At 70.8% G+C, this 13149-nt stretch carries 13 protein-coding genes and 1 pseudogene; 7 read left to right on the top strand and 7 right to left on the bottom strand.

Going from position 1 to position 13149, the window contains the following annotated elements; genetic code table 11:
• Positions 1-12 precede the first annotated feature (12 nt).
• Genes ABD332_RS31520 through ABD332_RS31510 form a run of 3 tightly spaced genes read left to right on the top strand, consistent with a single transcriptional unit; the run spans position 13 to position 3208 of the window.
• Positions 13-873 carry a polyphosphate polymerase domain-containing protein gene (locus ABD332_RS31520; RefSeq protein ID WP_344505975.1) on the top strand — a complete coding sequence of 287 codons (861 nt, stop codon included), beginning with the start codon at positions 13-15 and terminating at the stop codon, positions 871-873.
• 5 nt (positions 874-878) lie between these two features.
• Positions 879-1556 carry a DUF4956 domain-containing protein gene (locus tag ABD332_RS31515; protein WP_344505974.1) on the top strand — a complete coding sequence of 226 codons (678 nt, stop codon included), beginning with the start codon at positions 879-881 and terminating at the stop codon, positions 1554-1556.
• Positions 1556-3208 (top strand): CotH kinase family protein, encoded by a 1653-nt coding sequence (locus tag ABD332_RS31510; RefSeq protein WP_344505973.1) that lies wholly within the window; start codon positions 1556-1558, stop codon positions 3206-3208. Before ABD332_RS31515 ends, ABD332_RS31510 begins: the two co-directional genes overlap by 1 nt.
• A 367-nt stretch (positions 3209-3575) precedes the next feature.
• Here the strand turns inward: ABD332_RS31510 and ABD332_RS31505 are convergent, their stop codons facing one another.
• Positions 3576-4706, bottom strand: coding sequence for a glycosyltransferase (locus ABD332_RS31505; protein WP_344505972.1), 1131 nt, complete (start codon positions 4704-4706; stop codon positions 3576-3578).
• 757 nt (positions 4707-5463) lie between these two features.
• Here ABD332_RS31505 and ABD332_RS31500 point away from each other — a divergent pair.
• The 3 genes from ABD332_RS31500 to ABD332_RS31490 all read left to right on the top strand — a co-directional run bounded on the left by ABD332_RS31500 (position 5464) and on the right by ABD332_RS31490 (position 7807).
• Positions 5464-6537, top strand: a complete 1074-nt coding sequence (locus ABD332_RS31500) for a glycosyltransferase (protein ID WP_344505971.1) — start codon at positions 5464-5466, stop codon at positions 6535-6537.
• Between the two features lie 12 nt (positions 6538-6549).
• Positions 6550-6678 (top strand): hypothetical protein, encoded by a 129-nt coding sequence (locus ABD332_RS31495; RefSeq protein WP_344505970.1) that lies wholly within the window; start codon positions 6550-6552, stop codon positions 6676-6678.
• Positions 6679-6865: 187 nt separating this feature from the next.
• A complete protein-coding gene (locus ABD332_RS31490; protein ID WP_344505969.1) occupies positions 6866-7807 on the top strand; it encodes a nitroreductase family protein in 942 nt (313 codons plus the stop codon).
• Positions 7808-7871: 64 nt separating this feature from the next.
• Here the strand turns inward: ABD332_RS31490 and ABD332_RS31485 are convergent, their stop codons facing one another.
• Positions 7872-8393 carry a DUF5994 family protein gene (locus tag ABD332_RS31485; RefSeq protein WP_344505968.1) on the bottom strand — a complete coding sequence of 174 codons (522 nt, stop codon included), beginning with the start codon at positions 8391-8393 and terminating at the stop codon, positions 7872-7874.
• A gap of 164 nt (positions 8394-8557) precedes the next feature.
• The gene (locus tag ABD332_RS31480; protein WP_344505967.1) at positions 8558-8809 is read right to left on the bottom strand and encodes a hypothetical protein; all 252 of its coding nucleotides are present in this window, start codon (positions 8807-8809) and stop codon (positions 8558-8560) included.
• 586 nt (positions 8810-9395) lie between these two features.
• Between ABD332_RS31480 and ABD332_RS31475 the strand changes: the two genes are divergently transcribed.
• The gene (locus ABD332_RS31475; RefSeq protein ID WP_344505966.1) at positions 9396-9914 is read left to right on the top strand and encodes a DinB family protein; all 519 of its coding nucleotides are present in this window, start codon (positions 9396-9398) and stop codon (positions 9912-9914) included.
• 3 nt (positions 9915-9917) lie between these two features.
• On the opposite strand, the pseudogene ABD332_RS31470 reads toward ABD332_RS31475, so the two are convergent.
• The 4 genes and pseudogenes from ABD332_RS31470 to ABD332_RS31455 all read right to left on the bottom strand — a co-directional run.
• A pseudogene (locus ABD332_RS31470) lies at positions 9918-10387 on the bottom strand (transposase); the annotation flags it as partial.
• Positions 10388-10432: 45 nt separating this feature from the next.
• Entirely contained in the window at positions 10433-10987 is a 555-nt protein-coding gene (locus ABD332_RS31465) for an ankyrin repeat domain-containing protein (RefSeq protein WP_344505965.1), read from the bottom strand.
• A gap of 363 nt (positions 10988-11350) precedes the next feature.
• On the bottom strand, positions 11351-11476 hold the full coding sequence (locus ABD332_RS31460) for a hypothetical protein (RefSeq protein WP_344505964.1): 126 nt from the start codon (positions 11474-11476) through the stop codon (positions 11351-11353).
• 105 nt (positions 11477-11581) lie between these two features.
• Positions 11582-13060 carry a PepSY-associated TM helix domain-containing protein gene (locus ABD332_RS31455; protein ID WP_344505963.1) on the bottom strand — a complete coding sequence of 493 codons (1479 nt, stop codon included), beginning with the start codon at positions 13058-13060 and terminating at the stop codon, positions 11582-11584.
• Between the last annotated feature and the right edge of the window lie 89 nt (positions 13061-13149).

The following is a 13149-nucleotide window of genomic DNA, read 5'->3' as shown; positions in this document are numbered from 1 at the left end:
CCCGATTCCCCGGTGCCGGACTCCACCGGTTCGCCGGACGCCGGCAACGACGACCACGCCGGGCACGCACTGCGGGCGCCGAGCAGGCTGCACGCGTTCAACCGGTACGAGATCAAGTACCTGATGCCGGTCACCGCCCTGCCGGCGCTGCGCGACGAGCTGGACCGGCGTCTGGACCGGGACAGCCACGGCACCGACGGCGGGTACGGGGTGTGGAGCACCTACTACGACACCCGGGACCTGCGCTTCTACTGGGAGAAGATCGAGGGCCTGCGGTTCCGGCGCAAGCTGCGCATCCGCCACTACGGCGACCGGTTCGCCGTCGACGACGACACGAACGTGTTCGTGGAGATCAAGCAGCGGGTCAACCGGGTCACCCAGAAGCGGCGGGTCGCGCTGCCGTACCGGCAGGCCCTGCGGCTGTGCGACCACCGGGAGCTCGTCGAGGACGGCGCGTTCGTGCAGGAGGTCCTGGAACTGGTCAGCCGTCTCGACCTGCGGCCCGTGGCGATGACGGGGTACCAGCGGGAGGCGTTCGTCGGTCGAGGTGCCGAGGCCGGCCTGCGGGTCACCGTCGACCAGCGGGTCCGTGGCCGGGACCGGGACTTCCACCTGGCCGCCGACGCGGAGAACCGGCTCGCCATCCCGGCCCGCCTGGCGGTGGTGGAGTTCAAGGCCAACGAGCGGGTCCCGTACTGGCTGACCGACCTCGCCGCCGAGCTCGACCTGTCCGTCGCCCGGATCTCGAAGTACTGCCAGAGCGTGGAGGCGTACGGCCGTGCCCCACGCTCGATCTTCCACGTCCCAGACACCGACCCCGCCGATGCCCTCGCAACGGCCTCCGCCCACCCCGATTCTCGTAGTGAGGTCTGACCGCCATGCCGTTCGAAGTTCAGGACCTGTCCGGCACGTTCAGCGTCGGTGACATCGCGATCGCCCTGTCGCTGTCGTTCGTGCTCAGCGCGATGATCGGCTGGGTGTACCGGTTCACCCACCGCAACGTGTCCTACAGCCAGTCGTACGTGCAGACGCTCGTCATCCTCGGCATGCTGATCGCGCTCATCATGCTGGTGGTCGGGTCGAACATCGCGCGGGCGTTCGCGCTCGTCGGGGCGCTGTCGGTGGTCCGGTTCCGCAACGCCATCAAGGAGACCCGCGACGTCGGGTTCATCTTCCTGGTGATGGGCGTCGGCATGGCCGCCGGCACCCGGTTCTACACCCTCGCCATCGTCGCGGCGGTGGCGATCAGTCTCATCATCGTCGTCATGTACCGCTTCAACTGGTTCGCCGCCAGCGTCCAGCGGCAGGTGGTCAAGGTGCAGGTCCCGCCGGACGGCGGCTACACCGACAGCATCCAGGACGTGCTCATCGCGCACACCAGCGAGTTCGAGCTGGTCAGCATCGAGTCGATCCGCGGCGGGGCACTCAGCGAGCTGATGTACACGGTCCGGCTGAAGAAGGGCCACGAGCCCGGCCAGCTCATCGCGGCGCTCGGCGAGCGCACGGGCGGGCAGCGCGTCACCGTCCTGACCGGTTACGACCAGACGGACCTGTGATGCGCCGCCGGCTGCTGCACCGCATCCCGGTCCGGGTCCGGCACTACTGGAAGCTGCTCGCGGTCTGCGCCGCGTTCCTCGTCGCGTGCGCGGTGGTGTTCGACACCGTGCGCGTGGCGCCGCTGGTCACCAGTACCAGCGACAACGACGGCGACCAGATCGTCGAGGACATCGCGGGGACCACCGACCTCTTCGACGAGACCAAGGCCCACACGATCACGCTCAGCTTCAAGGACGCCGACTACCAGCGGCTCCTCGACGAGTTCTGGGACGAGGGGGAGAAGGAGTTCCTGGAGGCCGACATCACCATCGACGGCACGCGGATCGACAGTGTCGGCATCCGGCTCAAGGGCAACTCGACCCTCGCCGGGCTGACCCGCAACGGCCAGTCACGGCCGAACGGGTTCGGCGGCGCCCGGGTCGGTGCCCAGCCCGGCGGTCAGGGCGGGCAGATGCCACAGCGCAACGGCGGCGCCAACGGCAACGGCAACGGCGGCCCTCCGGCCGGCGGCTTCCCCGGCGGCGGTGGCGGCTTTCCCGGCGGTGGTGGCTTTCCCGGCGGTGGTGGGGCAAGGCCCGGCGGCGGGTTCGGCATGGCGTCGCTGAAGGCGGAGGAGCCGGAGACGCTGCCGTGGCTGATCCGCTTCGACGAGTTCGCCGACGGCCGCCGGTACCAGGGCCATCGCGAGATCGCCGTCCGCGTCGCCGGGATGGGCGGCGGGTCCACGGTGCTCAACGAGGCCGTCTCCCTCAACGTCCTCGCCAAGGCCGGGCAGACCGCGCAGCGGTACGCGTACACCAGCTTCACCGTCAACAACCGGCCGACCACCGCCCGGCTCATCGTCGAACACCCCGACGAGGACTTCGCCGAGTCGCTCGGCGAGTCCGGGGTGCTGTACAAGAGCCTCGCCACCGGATCGTTCACCGACCAGGGCGACGACCCCATCGACTACGCCGACGACTTCAAGCAGATCACGAAGAAGGGCAGCCAGGACCTCCAACCCGTCATCGACCTCATCAAGTGGGTGCACAGCGCCAGTGACGCCGACTTCGACAAGCACCTCGCCGACCACGTCGACGTCGCGTCGTTCGCCCGCTATGTCTCGGCGCAGAACCTGCTGCTCAACTCCGACGACATGGCCGGGCCCGGCCGCAACTACTACCTGTGGTACGACCTGAAGACCAAGAAGTTCTCCGTCGTCGGCTGGGACTACAACCTGTCCTTCTCCGGCAGCGCCACCACCGGCCCGCACGACACCACCTCCATGGGCGGCGGCCGCTTCCCCGGCGGCGGCAACGGTGGGGACTTCCAGCCGCCGGCCGGCATGCAGCTGCCCGACGGCATGCAACCACCCGCGGGCATGGGCGGCGGCATGGGCGGGCGCGGCGGGTTCGGCGGCAACAAACTCAAGGAACGGTTCCTGGCCAGCAAGGCATTCACTTCGACCTATGACGACGCCTACCGCGCGCTGTACAAGAAGATCTACGCCGGCGCGGACGCCCTGAACATCCTCGACGGCATCACCACGGTCCTCGGCACCGTCCAGGGCAACAACGCCGAGAAGACCAAGTCCGACGCCGAAACGCTGCGCACCCTCATCGTGCAGCGCACCGAACACCTCGCCGGCGACAGCGTCATCGCCGGCGGCTGACCGGTCAGCCCCGCGAACCCGCACCCGGCGACACCGGGTGCGGGTGCTGCGCGGCGTGCGGCGCGGCCGTAATGTGGCGGTGAGGATCGACGGTTCGGTCTGCCCGGTCACTTCGGCCTTGTGCAGCATGCGGACGCCGGTGGCGGTGTGGAACGCGTTGGCGTGGAGCTCGCCGCCCAGCCCGCGGGTTTCGATGAGCGTGTGGTCGACGTCCCAGAGGGGCAACCGGCGGGCGGCTCGAGGCAGGACCATCACCCGAGTCTGCCGGCCGGCGGCGTAGCCTGCGGAGAACAACCGGTACCGTCGCGGCGCTCTTCCTCACCACGGAGTTGCTCGTCGCCGACAAGGCCTGACGCCCGGCCGGTGGCTACAGGGGTACCGGTGCGCGGCTGAGCAGCGACGTCGCCAGGGTGCGGTAGCGCTCGGCGACGATGGACCAGCCGCTGCGCTGGGAGATGCGCTCGGCCTTCTCGTGCATGCCGGTGACGAGGCCGGGCTCGGTGAGCACCCGCTTGAGGGCCGCGCCGATGGCCGGACCGTCGCGGTGCGGCACGAGCAGGCCCGCGCCGCCGCCGAGCGTCTCGACGGCATGGGGGAAGGAGGTGGCGATGACGGGCTTGTGCGCCGCCAGCGCCTCGACGAGCACTCCCGAGGTCGCCTGGTCGGGCGAGTCGTACGGCAGCAGCACGACGTCCGCGCGCTCGATCAGCCGGTCGAGGCGGTCCTGTTCGAGGTAGGCACGCTCGAACGAGACCAGCCCTGCCAGGCCGAGCGCGCGGACCTTGGAGTACAGCTTGAGGCGGTAGGCCTCGCCCTGCTCGGCGAGCACCTTGGGGTGCGTCTGGCCGGCGATCACGTACTGCGGCCGGGGCACGAGGTGGCGCACCAGCCGCAGTCCGGCGATCGCCCACTCGATCCCCTTGCCGGGGCCGAGCAGACCCCAGGTCAGGATCACAGGCCTGTCCGACGACTTGAGCCTCCGCAGCGGCCGGGTCTCCGGTGCGCCGTGCGGGATGACGACGACCTTGTCCGGTTCCACGGCGTACTGTGCGATGAGCCGCGTCCGGGCCGCCTCGGTCATGGCGACCGCGACGCCGGCGAGCGCGACGACCTGTTCGAGCACCGCCTTCTGGTGCTCGGTGGGCTGGCTCAGCACGGTGTGCAGGACCACGATCACGGGCAACCGGAGCTGGCGGAGCACGGGCAGCAGGTCCTCGCCGTCGGCGCCGCCGTAGATGCCGTACTCGTGCTGCACGATCACGACGTCGTGGCGCTCGAGCGCAGCGACGGCCGGCTGTTCGCCGGCAGGCGAGTGCAGCAGCAGGCGCGCGACCACCTCGGGGCGGTCAGCGTAGGTGGGCGACTCCACCACGCGCACCACGCCCGCGCGGTCCCCGGAGCCGGGCGTCGTGAGCGCGCGCAGCAGCGAGGCCGCGAACGTCGCCAGGCCGCATTGGGTCGGCGGGTACGTGCTCAAGAATCCGTAGGAGATCGTCATGGCCGACGACCGGCACCGGCAGAGCGATCAGACATGACCCACCTTCCAATGGCGGGTGCGGCGCCGACCGGCGAGCGCAGAAGGCTAACCCGGCGCTGGTCAATTCGGTGCGAGCACCATGGTGGCGACGAGCGGTCGCCGACGACCCGGAGCTTCGATCGAGACGGGTCAAGACGTGTCGACCGTAGCACGCGGCAGGCTTCCGCCAGCACGATCGGGTGACACTGTCCACAATGGACACGACGCCGGGTGTGGGCCGTCGGGCGTCCGCCGACTCGCGTCTGGACCGGCGACCGGGGTCTCGGGCGCCTCCGCGAGGCTACGCCCCCTACCGGATCGGCTGACTGCGTTGGGTTCTTCAATGCATCCAGGCCCCCGGTGGCGCCGACATTGCGGCGGGACGCCGCGACGTGCCGCTGACCTTCTTCGCACGTGGGGCTCATGGGTGGCGAGGTAGCGCCGCCCGGAGCTCCATCGCGCGGCGACGAGCGGCGGTCGCGCCGGATAGCGTTCACCGCGGCGGCGTGTACGGTGGGAAACGTTGATCTGCTCATCCCGATCGACGCCCGGGCGACGGCAGCAGCATCGCCGTCGCATGGTGCTCGCACCGCATGACCAGCGCCGTGTTCGCCTTCTGCGCTCGCCGCCGGCGCCGCACCCGCCATTGGAAGGTGGGTCATGTCTGATTTCGTCGCCGGTTCCGGTCGTCCGCGATGAGCGGGCCGGACGGGTGTCCGGGCACCGCGCCGGTGCTGCCGTGAGCATCCGCCGCCCGGGGCCGTCGTTCGCGCACCTGCGCCGGCTCAGTGACGACGTGGGCCTGTTCGAACACGCCGAGCACACCACGCCGAGGACGTCGCATGGGTACTGTGTCGACGACGTCGCCCGCGGCCTGCTGGTCATCTGCCGCGAGTCGGCCGCGCCGCCGGACCTGCTCCGCCTCGCCCAGCGGTATCTGGCGTTCCTCGTCGCGGCCCAGGCCCCCGACGGTGCGTTCCGCAACCGGCTGGGACCAGACCGGCGGTGGCAGGACGAGCCGGCGGTCGGCGACTGGTGGGGCCGGGCGATGTGGGGCCTCGGCACGGCGGCCGCCCGCAGCCCGCTGCCGTCGATGCGCGCGACCGCGCTGCGGTGCTTCGAGACCGGCGCGCACCGGCGCACCCGCTGGCCGCGGGCGATGGCGTTCGCGGCGCTCGGCGCCGTAGAGATCCTCGACGCCTGGCCGGACCACCGCGCCTCACGGTGGCTGCTGCACGACGCGGTGGTCACGATCGGACCCGTGCCGCGAGACCCGGCCTGGCCATGGCCGGAGCGTCGCCTCACCTACGCCAACGCCGCCCTGGCGGAGACCCTGATCGCGGCCGGTGGCGACGCGTCCTCCGACGGGCTGCGCATGCTCGGCTGGCTGCTGGAGCGGGAGACGTACGACGGGCACCTGTCGTGCACGCCGGTCGGTGGTGCGGGCCCGCTCGACGTGGCCCCGGCCTTCGACCAGCAGCCGATCGAGGCAGCCGCGATGGCCGACGCGTGCGCCCGCGCGATGACCGTCAGCACCGACCCCCGCTGGGAGCGGGGCCTGGCGTCGGCGATCGACTGGTTCCTCGGCGCCAACGATCGTGGCCTGCCGCTGCACGACCTGTCGACCGGCGGCGGATGCGACGGGCTGACCGCCTCCGGTCGTAACGAGAACCAGGGCGCCGAGTCGACGCTCGCGCTGCTGTCGGTGTTGCAGCACGCGCAGCGGTTGGACCCCGCCGCTGCTCCCGCGCTCGCCGGCCACCGATCGGGGCCCAGCCGCCGGCTGGGCTCGTGCCCCACCTTCGACGAATGAGAGAAGGTCACTATGGCGAGCAGATCCGCGCACAAGGAAGACCGCAAGAAGGAAGGCAGGACGCTGAAGGAGAAACGGGCCGCGAAGAAGGCCAAGCGCACCTCCGATACCAACTCGCTGATCCCGCAGGCCGGCCGGTGACGCTGTTGCCCGGCCGGCCGCACGGGCCGGCCGGGCAACAAAGGTGATCGCGGTCATGACGGTGCGGGGCCGGACCGGCGTAGGGTTGGGCTGCGGCCCGTTCTGATGCGGCCGCGCGTGGCCCGGGCGACTACTCCTTCTCGCCTTCACCCGCCGCTGTGCGGCGCAGGTCCGGAGGTCCGCCCAGATGCAGGTCGTGCAGCTCAAGCCCAGGTCCACTCGCCGGCCCGACGCGACGGGTCCGGCTGATGCGCAGCCGGTCGATGCGGTGCCGGCCGACGCGACGATCCACCCGATCGGGGCCCAGGCCGTGGTCCACTCGCTGCTGGCCGCGGCCGGCACGGCAGAATTCGCGCCCTCGATCCTCGACACGCAGCCGTGGCGCTGGCAGCTCACCGGCAACACCCTGACCCTGTACCTCGACCGTGGCCGCATCGACGACGACGTCGACGCCGACGGCCGCCTGGCGATCCTCAGCTGCGGTGCGGCCCTCCACCACGCCCGGATCGCGCTCGAGGCGGAGGGCTGGCGGCTCACGATGAACCGTAAGACGGACCCCGCCGACCCTGATCAACTCGCGTCGCTGCGGCTCGAGGAGCGCTCGCCGGCCGATCCGGCGGATGCACCGCTCATCGGCAGCATCCCCCTGCGGCGCACCGACCGGTCGCCGGTCACCGGCGCGCCGATCACAGCCGCGCAGCTCAAGGCCGTCACCGCCGCGGTCCGGGCCGAGGAGACGTCACTGCACGTGCTGTACCCGGATGAGGTCGTCGACCTCGCCAGGGTCGCCTCCGGCGCCCGGCCCGCCGTGTCCGGATCCGGGGACCGTTCGACCGGCGCCGGGCCGGCGCGGCTCGCCGACGACCGCGGCGCCACGTTCGCGCTGCTGTACGGCCACACCGACGAGCCCGAGGACTGGTTGCGCGCGGGCGAAGCGCTGTCCGCAGGCTGGCTGACCGCAACCGCCGAAGGCGTCTCGGTCCTGCCCCTGAGCGCGGCGGTCGAGGGGACCGCCACCCGCCAGGCGGTCCAGATCATGATCGGCTGCGTCGGCTACCCGTACCTGCTGCTCCGCCTCGGCCGCGCGCCGGCGCCGCCGGCCCGCGCCGTGCCCCGCTCGCCCAGGTGATCGACCGGCGCTGACGTGCCCCGATCGCGGCCCGTGCATCACCGGCCTCAGTACGGACCGCCGCTCAGGATGACCGGGACGGACCTGCGGGCGGCGTGTCGTCTGCCCCACCGACTCCGTCACGGTCGGTTGGCTGTCGCGGGGGCAGCGCCGTCGCCAGGATCGCCGCGGCGTGCAGCGAGTTGGCCGGATCGGCGGCCTTGTCCAGGGCGAGCCGCGCGGCGGCGGCGGGGGCGTCGGGCGGGACGATCAGGAGGTTGATCTGGTCGCCGGCCTCCGTGATGATGGACAGCAGTCCCGGGTCGGCACTGCTGAACCACCGGATCTGCACGGTCCCGGTCGCCACCAGGAACCGATCGAAGCAGGGATCCCAGGTGCGGCTGCTGAGCATCAACCGGCGGATCGGTCCGTAGCGCTCCACGACCTCGGCGACCAGCCCGGGCAGCTCGGCCGCCGGATTCCAGGAGTGCGGCCACCAACCCCCGTTGAGCACCGCGCGGGGTGAGCGTCCGGGGGCGAGGGCCAGCCGGGGCTGGGTTGAGGAGCCGAACGCGGTGAACGTGCCGCCTCGATCGTTGTTGAGCATGGCCAGTCCCTCTGTCGAAACACACGAATATTTCGAGGTCGATGTGCTGATGGCAGGGCGCGCGGACCAGGCCCGAACGTCCAGCCTACGCCCGTTTCCAGGTCCGGTCGCGTCCCGTCGCGGCCGGCACCGGGCCGCCGGCGAGCTGTACACGGCGTTGTCCGTCAGAACGATCCGGTGCGCGTCTCGCTGTAGGGGGCGATCCGTGCGCCGATCACGTGCTTGAAGTTCACCAGCAGTGTGGAAACGAGCTCGTCCCCGAACCGCGAGACGGTCAGCGGTTGCACGGTCTCCTGCGTCATCCAGGCGGTGAGCTGCTCGATGGTGATCTCGGTGCCGTGCACCCGTAGCAGGAGCTCCTTGTCGCGGCCAGCGGTGAGCAGGTACAGCAGGCATGTCGGAGGCTCGATCGTCATTGCGCACATCCCTTCGGCGGGCCGCGGCGCCGCCGATCGTCCTTCGCGGACGCGGCGTCGGCATCCGGGCCCGATGTGACGGCTATTCCCGGTTGGCAGGTTCGTCGTGCCCGGCGAGCGGCGTGATCCGATGCCCAGCGCCCGCTGAGCCTCCACAGCTGCACGATGCGCGCCGTGCCCGGCAGCGCGACGAGCAGGACACCGAAGACCGCCGCCAGCAGCAGCGCCACCCCATCGGCAGCTGTCCGTGCGCACCGGAGAACGACACCTCGGCACGCCGGCTGTTCTGCTGGAGGAAGACCAGCAGTAGGAGCAGCACCAGGGCGAGGAGGACGGCGGCTACTTACACGCCACCCACCCGGGAGCGCGCAGCCATCGCGGGCCTGCCACCGGGGTCTCGAGCGCTATCCGCCATCCTACGCCGCTCCATCAAAGCGGGGGAAGCTCAGGTGCGTTGACCAAGAACGTTCACCGGGTGGCCAGAGCTTGATCTCTACGTGGAACCAGGCCGGTTGGGACCGGCTCCGGGATCCGGTCCGGCCATCTCTGGATCGCGCCGCCGTAGCTCGGACGGCAAGATACGACCGTGACGTGGACCGTGCCCGAGGCCGTACGTATCGATGAGCCCTATGTCGCCGACGAGCGCACCATGTTGGAGGGTTGGCTGGACTGTCACCGCACGACTCTGTGGTTCAAGTGCGCAGGCCTGAGTGGCGCGCAACTGGCCCAGCAGGCCGTGCCACCGGCGAACCTGTCTCTGCTCGGTCTGATGCGGCACATGGCCGAGGTGGAACGGTCCTGGTTTCGATGCAGGGTCGGCGGGCAGCAGCTGACACCGCTGTATTTCCCCGAGGATGGTAACCGGGACGCCTGTTTCGAGGAGGCCGACCCGATCCATGCGGAGCGGGATTTCGCGCAGTTGCGAGCGGAGTGGGAAGCGGCCCGGCAGGTCGTCAGGGGCGTACCGCTTGATCGGACCTTCGTGGTTCGTTTCGGTGAGGTGTCGCTGCGCTGGGTCTACATTCACATGATCGAGGAGTATGCCCGGCACAACGGCCACGCCGACCTGCTACGGCAGCGTATCGACGGTCGGACCGGGGTGTAGGGCTCACGCGGCGATCGTTCGTGGGCGTCCCCAGCGTTGTTGGCGTTCGCTGCGGATGCGGGCGCGTTCGCGGCGTTGGGCTGCCAGGACGTCGGGGTGGCGGGCGTTGGCGTTGCGCCAGCGTAGGCATTGCCACAGGTCACGGGCCAGGACGGTGTGGTTGGGGTAGTTCGAGTTGGCCATGGTGAAGCTGCGTAGCGGCCCGAACTGGGCCTCGATCGGGTTCGCCCAGGACGCGCTGGTCGGGGTGAGATACAGCTCGACCCTGTTGCGGGCCGCCCAGGTGCGGATGGCCGGGGTCTTGTTCGCCGACAGGTTGTCCAGGATGACGTAGATCGGCGCACCGTTCGGTCGCTCCTTACGGATCGACTTGAGCGCGGTCAGGGTGTGATCGCCGCCTTGCGGCGGCCCATCACCCCCCAGAGCTGGTCATCGCCGAGGCTGCAGCAGCCGTGGAGGTAGCGGATGCCGTTAGCGTCTGTCCTCACTGTGACAGCGAGGGTCCTGCTGCCTGAACCTCATCGCTCCAGCAGTGCGGCGCCCTCGGCCCACTCGATCCGGTACTTCTTCATCTGGTGCTGCCCCCGAGCGGCGTCGATCGGCCGGCCCTGCTTGCCGGCCGCTGCGATGCTGGGATCGGCGCCTCGCTCCAGCAGGTGCTGCAGGACGCGGAAGCGCATGCTCTGCTGCTCGGGCGTCCACGGCGTGGTGCCGGTGGCCGCCGCGAACCACAGCGCGGTGCGTCCAGCGGTGTCGATAGCGTCGAGCGGACAGCCGCCGTCGAGGAGCCTGTCGATGATCTCCACGCGAGCGTCGGCGGCGCCGACAAGACCATGCGCCACCCGGTGCAGCGGCGTGTCTTGGAACACCGTCAGCGCCCCGGCGTCCGCGCCGGCGTCCAGCAGCATCGCGACGACCTCGGACGCCCCCACACCGGCGGCGACATGCAACGGCGTGTAGGAACGGGAGTCGCCTGGGTCTACCGCGGCGCCCTCGGCGATCAACCGACCTACCTTCTGCGCATCGCCCGCTCGGGCAGCGATGTGCAGCGGGCCCTCTCGCAGCTCGGTCATCTCCGCACACTAACTTGATCGACACTCGCCAGATCCACCGCGGGAGGTCGACGGCGTGACTGGAGTCGGCGATGCGGGCGTCCAGCTCGGCCAAGTGTGCAGGCGTCCGCTGTCGCTCAAGTGCGACGACCCATCAAGAAGACCGTGAATGCCAGATTCGTAGCGGTCGGCGTGCAACCGGTCGAACAGCAGCTCAAACAGCGGCACGCCGACGGTCTGCTCCGGCTGGCGGCGACCACCAGCGCGGCGGGTCCTTGCAGTGCGTTGCCCGCTCATGTCGGCCTCGATCGCTGCCTGCCGCCGTCAAGGTCATCGGCGAAGATGAGCGTCGAGCAGGCAACGGCAGGTCCGGATGGAAGTGGCTCAGACCAGCTGAGCGACCGCCTGTACCAGCTCGGCGGCTGCCTCCGAGCGCAGGACGAACGCCCGGCCTGCGACGGGCTCGGCCAGGTGCCAGTCCCGGGGGAGGGGCACTTCCAGCGTGACCACCTCGACGTGCTCGTCGGAGCCGTCCGCTTCGGTCGTCAGCGCGCCCGCTGCAATTCCCGTCAGTCCACGGAAGTCACGACGCGGGCGCGCCTTGGACGTGTCGTGTCAGGCGCCGGCCGGAGCCGGTGAGGTCGGTGCCGGGGTGTCGCGGCGGCGCCGGATCAGTCCGGCGACGGCGTCGAAGAGCAGGAACGCGACGAGGGTGACGCCGAACGCGGGCAGCGCCCAGCCGATCGCGGCGGTCACGAGGATACCGACGATGAGCAGCGGCACTCGCAGCTTCCGCCAGGCACCACGAGCGGGCGGCGCGCCGACGGGGGCCCGGCGTTCGCCGCGGGTGGGGCGGCGCTGCCACCACATCCGGTAGCCCCAGAAGATGACGCAGAGCAGGCCGATGGCGAGCGCGGCGAGCAGCAGCTGGTTGGCCAGGCCGAAGAGGTAGCCCATGTGGGCCTGGATGCCGAGGGCGGAGAGCTTGGCGAGGAACGGCCAGTCGGCGTAGTCGGTGCGGTGCAGCACCGTGCCGGCGACGGGATCGACGGCGATCTTGTCGAAGTGGACGGGCCAGACGTTGTCGTTCTGCACGACGGTCCAGGCAGCGCCGTCTTCGGCGGGGGCGCCGATCTCGATCGGGCCGGTGATGCCGTTGGTGCGGGCGATGTGCAGGACGGTGTCGACCTGCGCGGGGTCGCCGGCGGCCGCCGTGCCACCGCCGCTGTGGTGGCCCCCGCCGGTGGCGGCGGTCGCGCCGGTGGTGACCAGCTCGGGCCGGTTGGCGTTGAGGGAGTCCAGGGCGAGCTTGAAGTTGGCGCCGGCGTAGTCGGACCAGGTGAGCCCGGTCGCGGACAGGAACAGCAGGCCGACGACGAGCCAGACGCCGGTGGCGGCGTGCATGCCGCGGGTGCGGCGCACGCCCTTGGCGGCGGCGGTGTCGTAGAGCAGGGTGGCCTCGACGCGGCTGCGGCGCTTCTCGCCGCGGATGCGCCACTGCCGGTTGCACCACAGGATGAGGCCGCCGAGCGCGACGACCCACAGCCAGCTGGCGGCGGTCTCGGAGTAGAGCACACCGATGTCGTCGAGGTGCAGGTGCCGGTGGAAGTCGTCGAGCCACGTCGTCAGCGGGGTGGACCCCCACCAGGTGACCAGCTGGCCGCGGATCTCGCCGGTGTACGGGTCGACGTAGACGGTTTCCTGCTTCTCACCGAGCTCCGGGACCATGAACACGACCTTCGTCGTCGCGTCCGGGGCGGAGGCCGGGATCACGGTGGAGAACGTGCCGGTCGGGTGCGCGGCGATCGCGGCGGCGACCTGCTCCGACAGCGGCTTCGGCAGACCCGGTCCCACACGGGCGGCGTGCAGTTCCTTGTCGTACACGATGCTGTCGAGCTGCGGGGTGAAGACGAACAGCAGGCCGGTCAGCGCGGCGATCACCAGGAGCGGCGCGACGAGGATGCCGGCGTAGAAGTGCAGCCGGGTCAGCAGCGGCACCACCGACCACGTCCGGGCCGGCTGGCCGCCGGTGCGGGCGATGGGTGCTGCCGCGGGTTCCTCGGTCGGGGGCGAGACATCGGTGGCGACGGACATCAGGGAACCTCCGGGCGGGGCGACGGTTCGAGACGGAACGGACAGGTGGCACCCGCAGACGTCCTTGGCTGACGCGTCCACGAGCATGT

Source organism: Dactylosporangium maewongense, from assembly GCF_039531485.1.
GTDB classification, from domain to species: domain Bacteria; phylum Actinomycetota; class Actinomycetes; order Mycobacteriales; family Micromonosporaceae; genus Dactylosporangium; species Dactylosporangium maewongense.
This window is presented reverse-complemented; position numbering and strand designations above follow the sequence as displayed.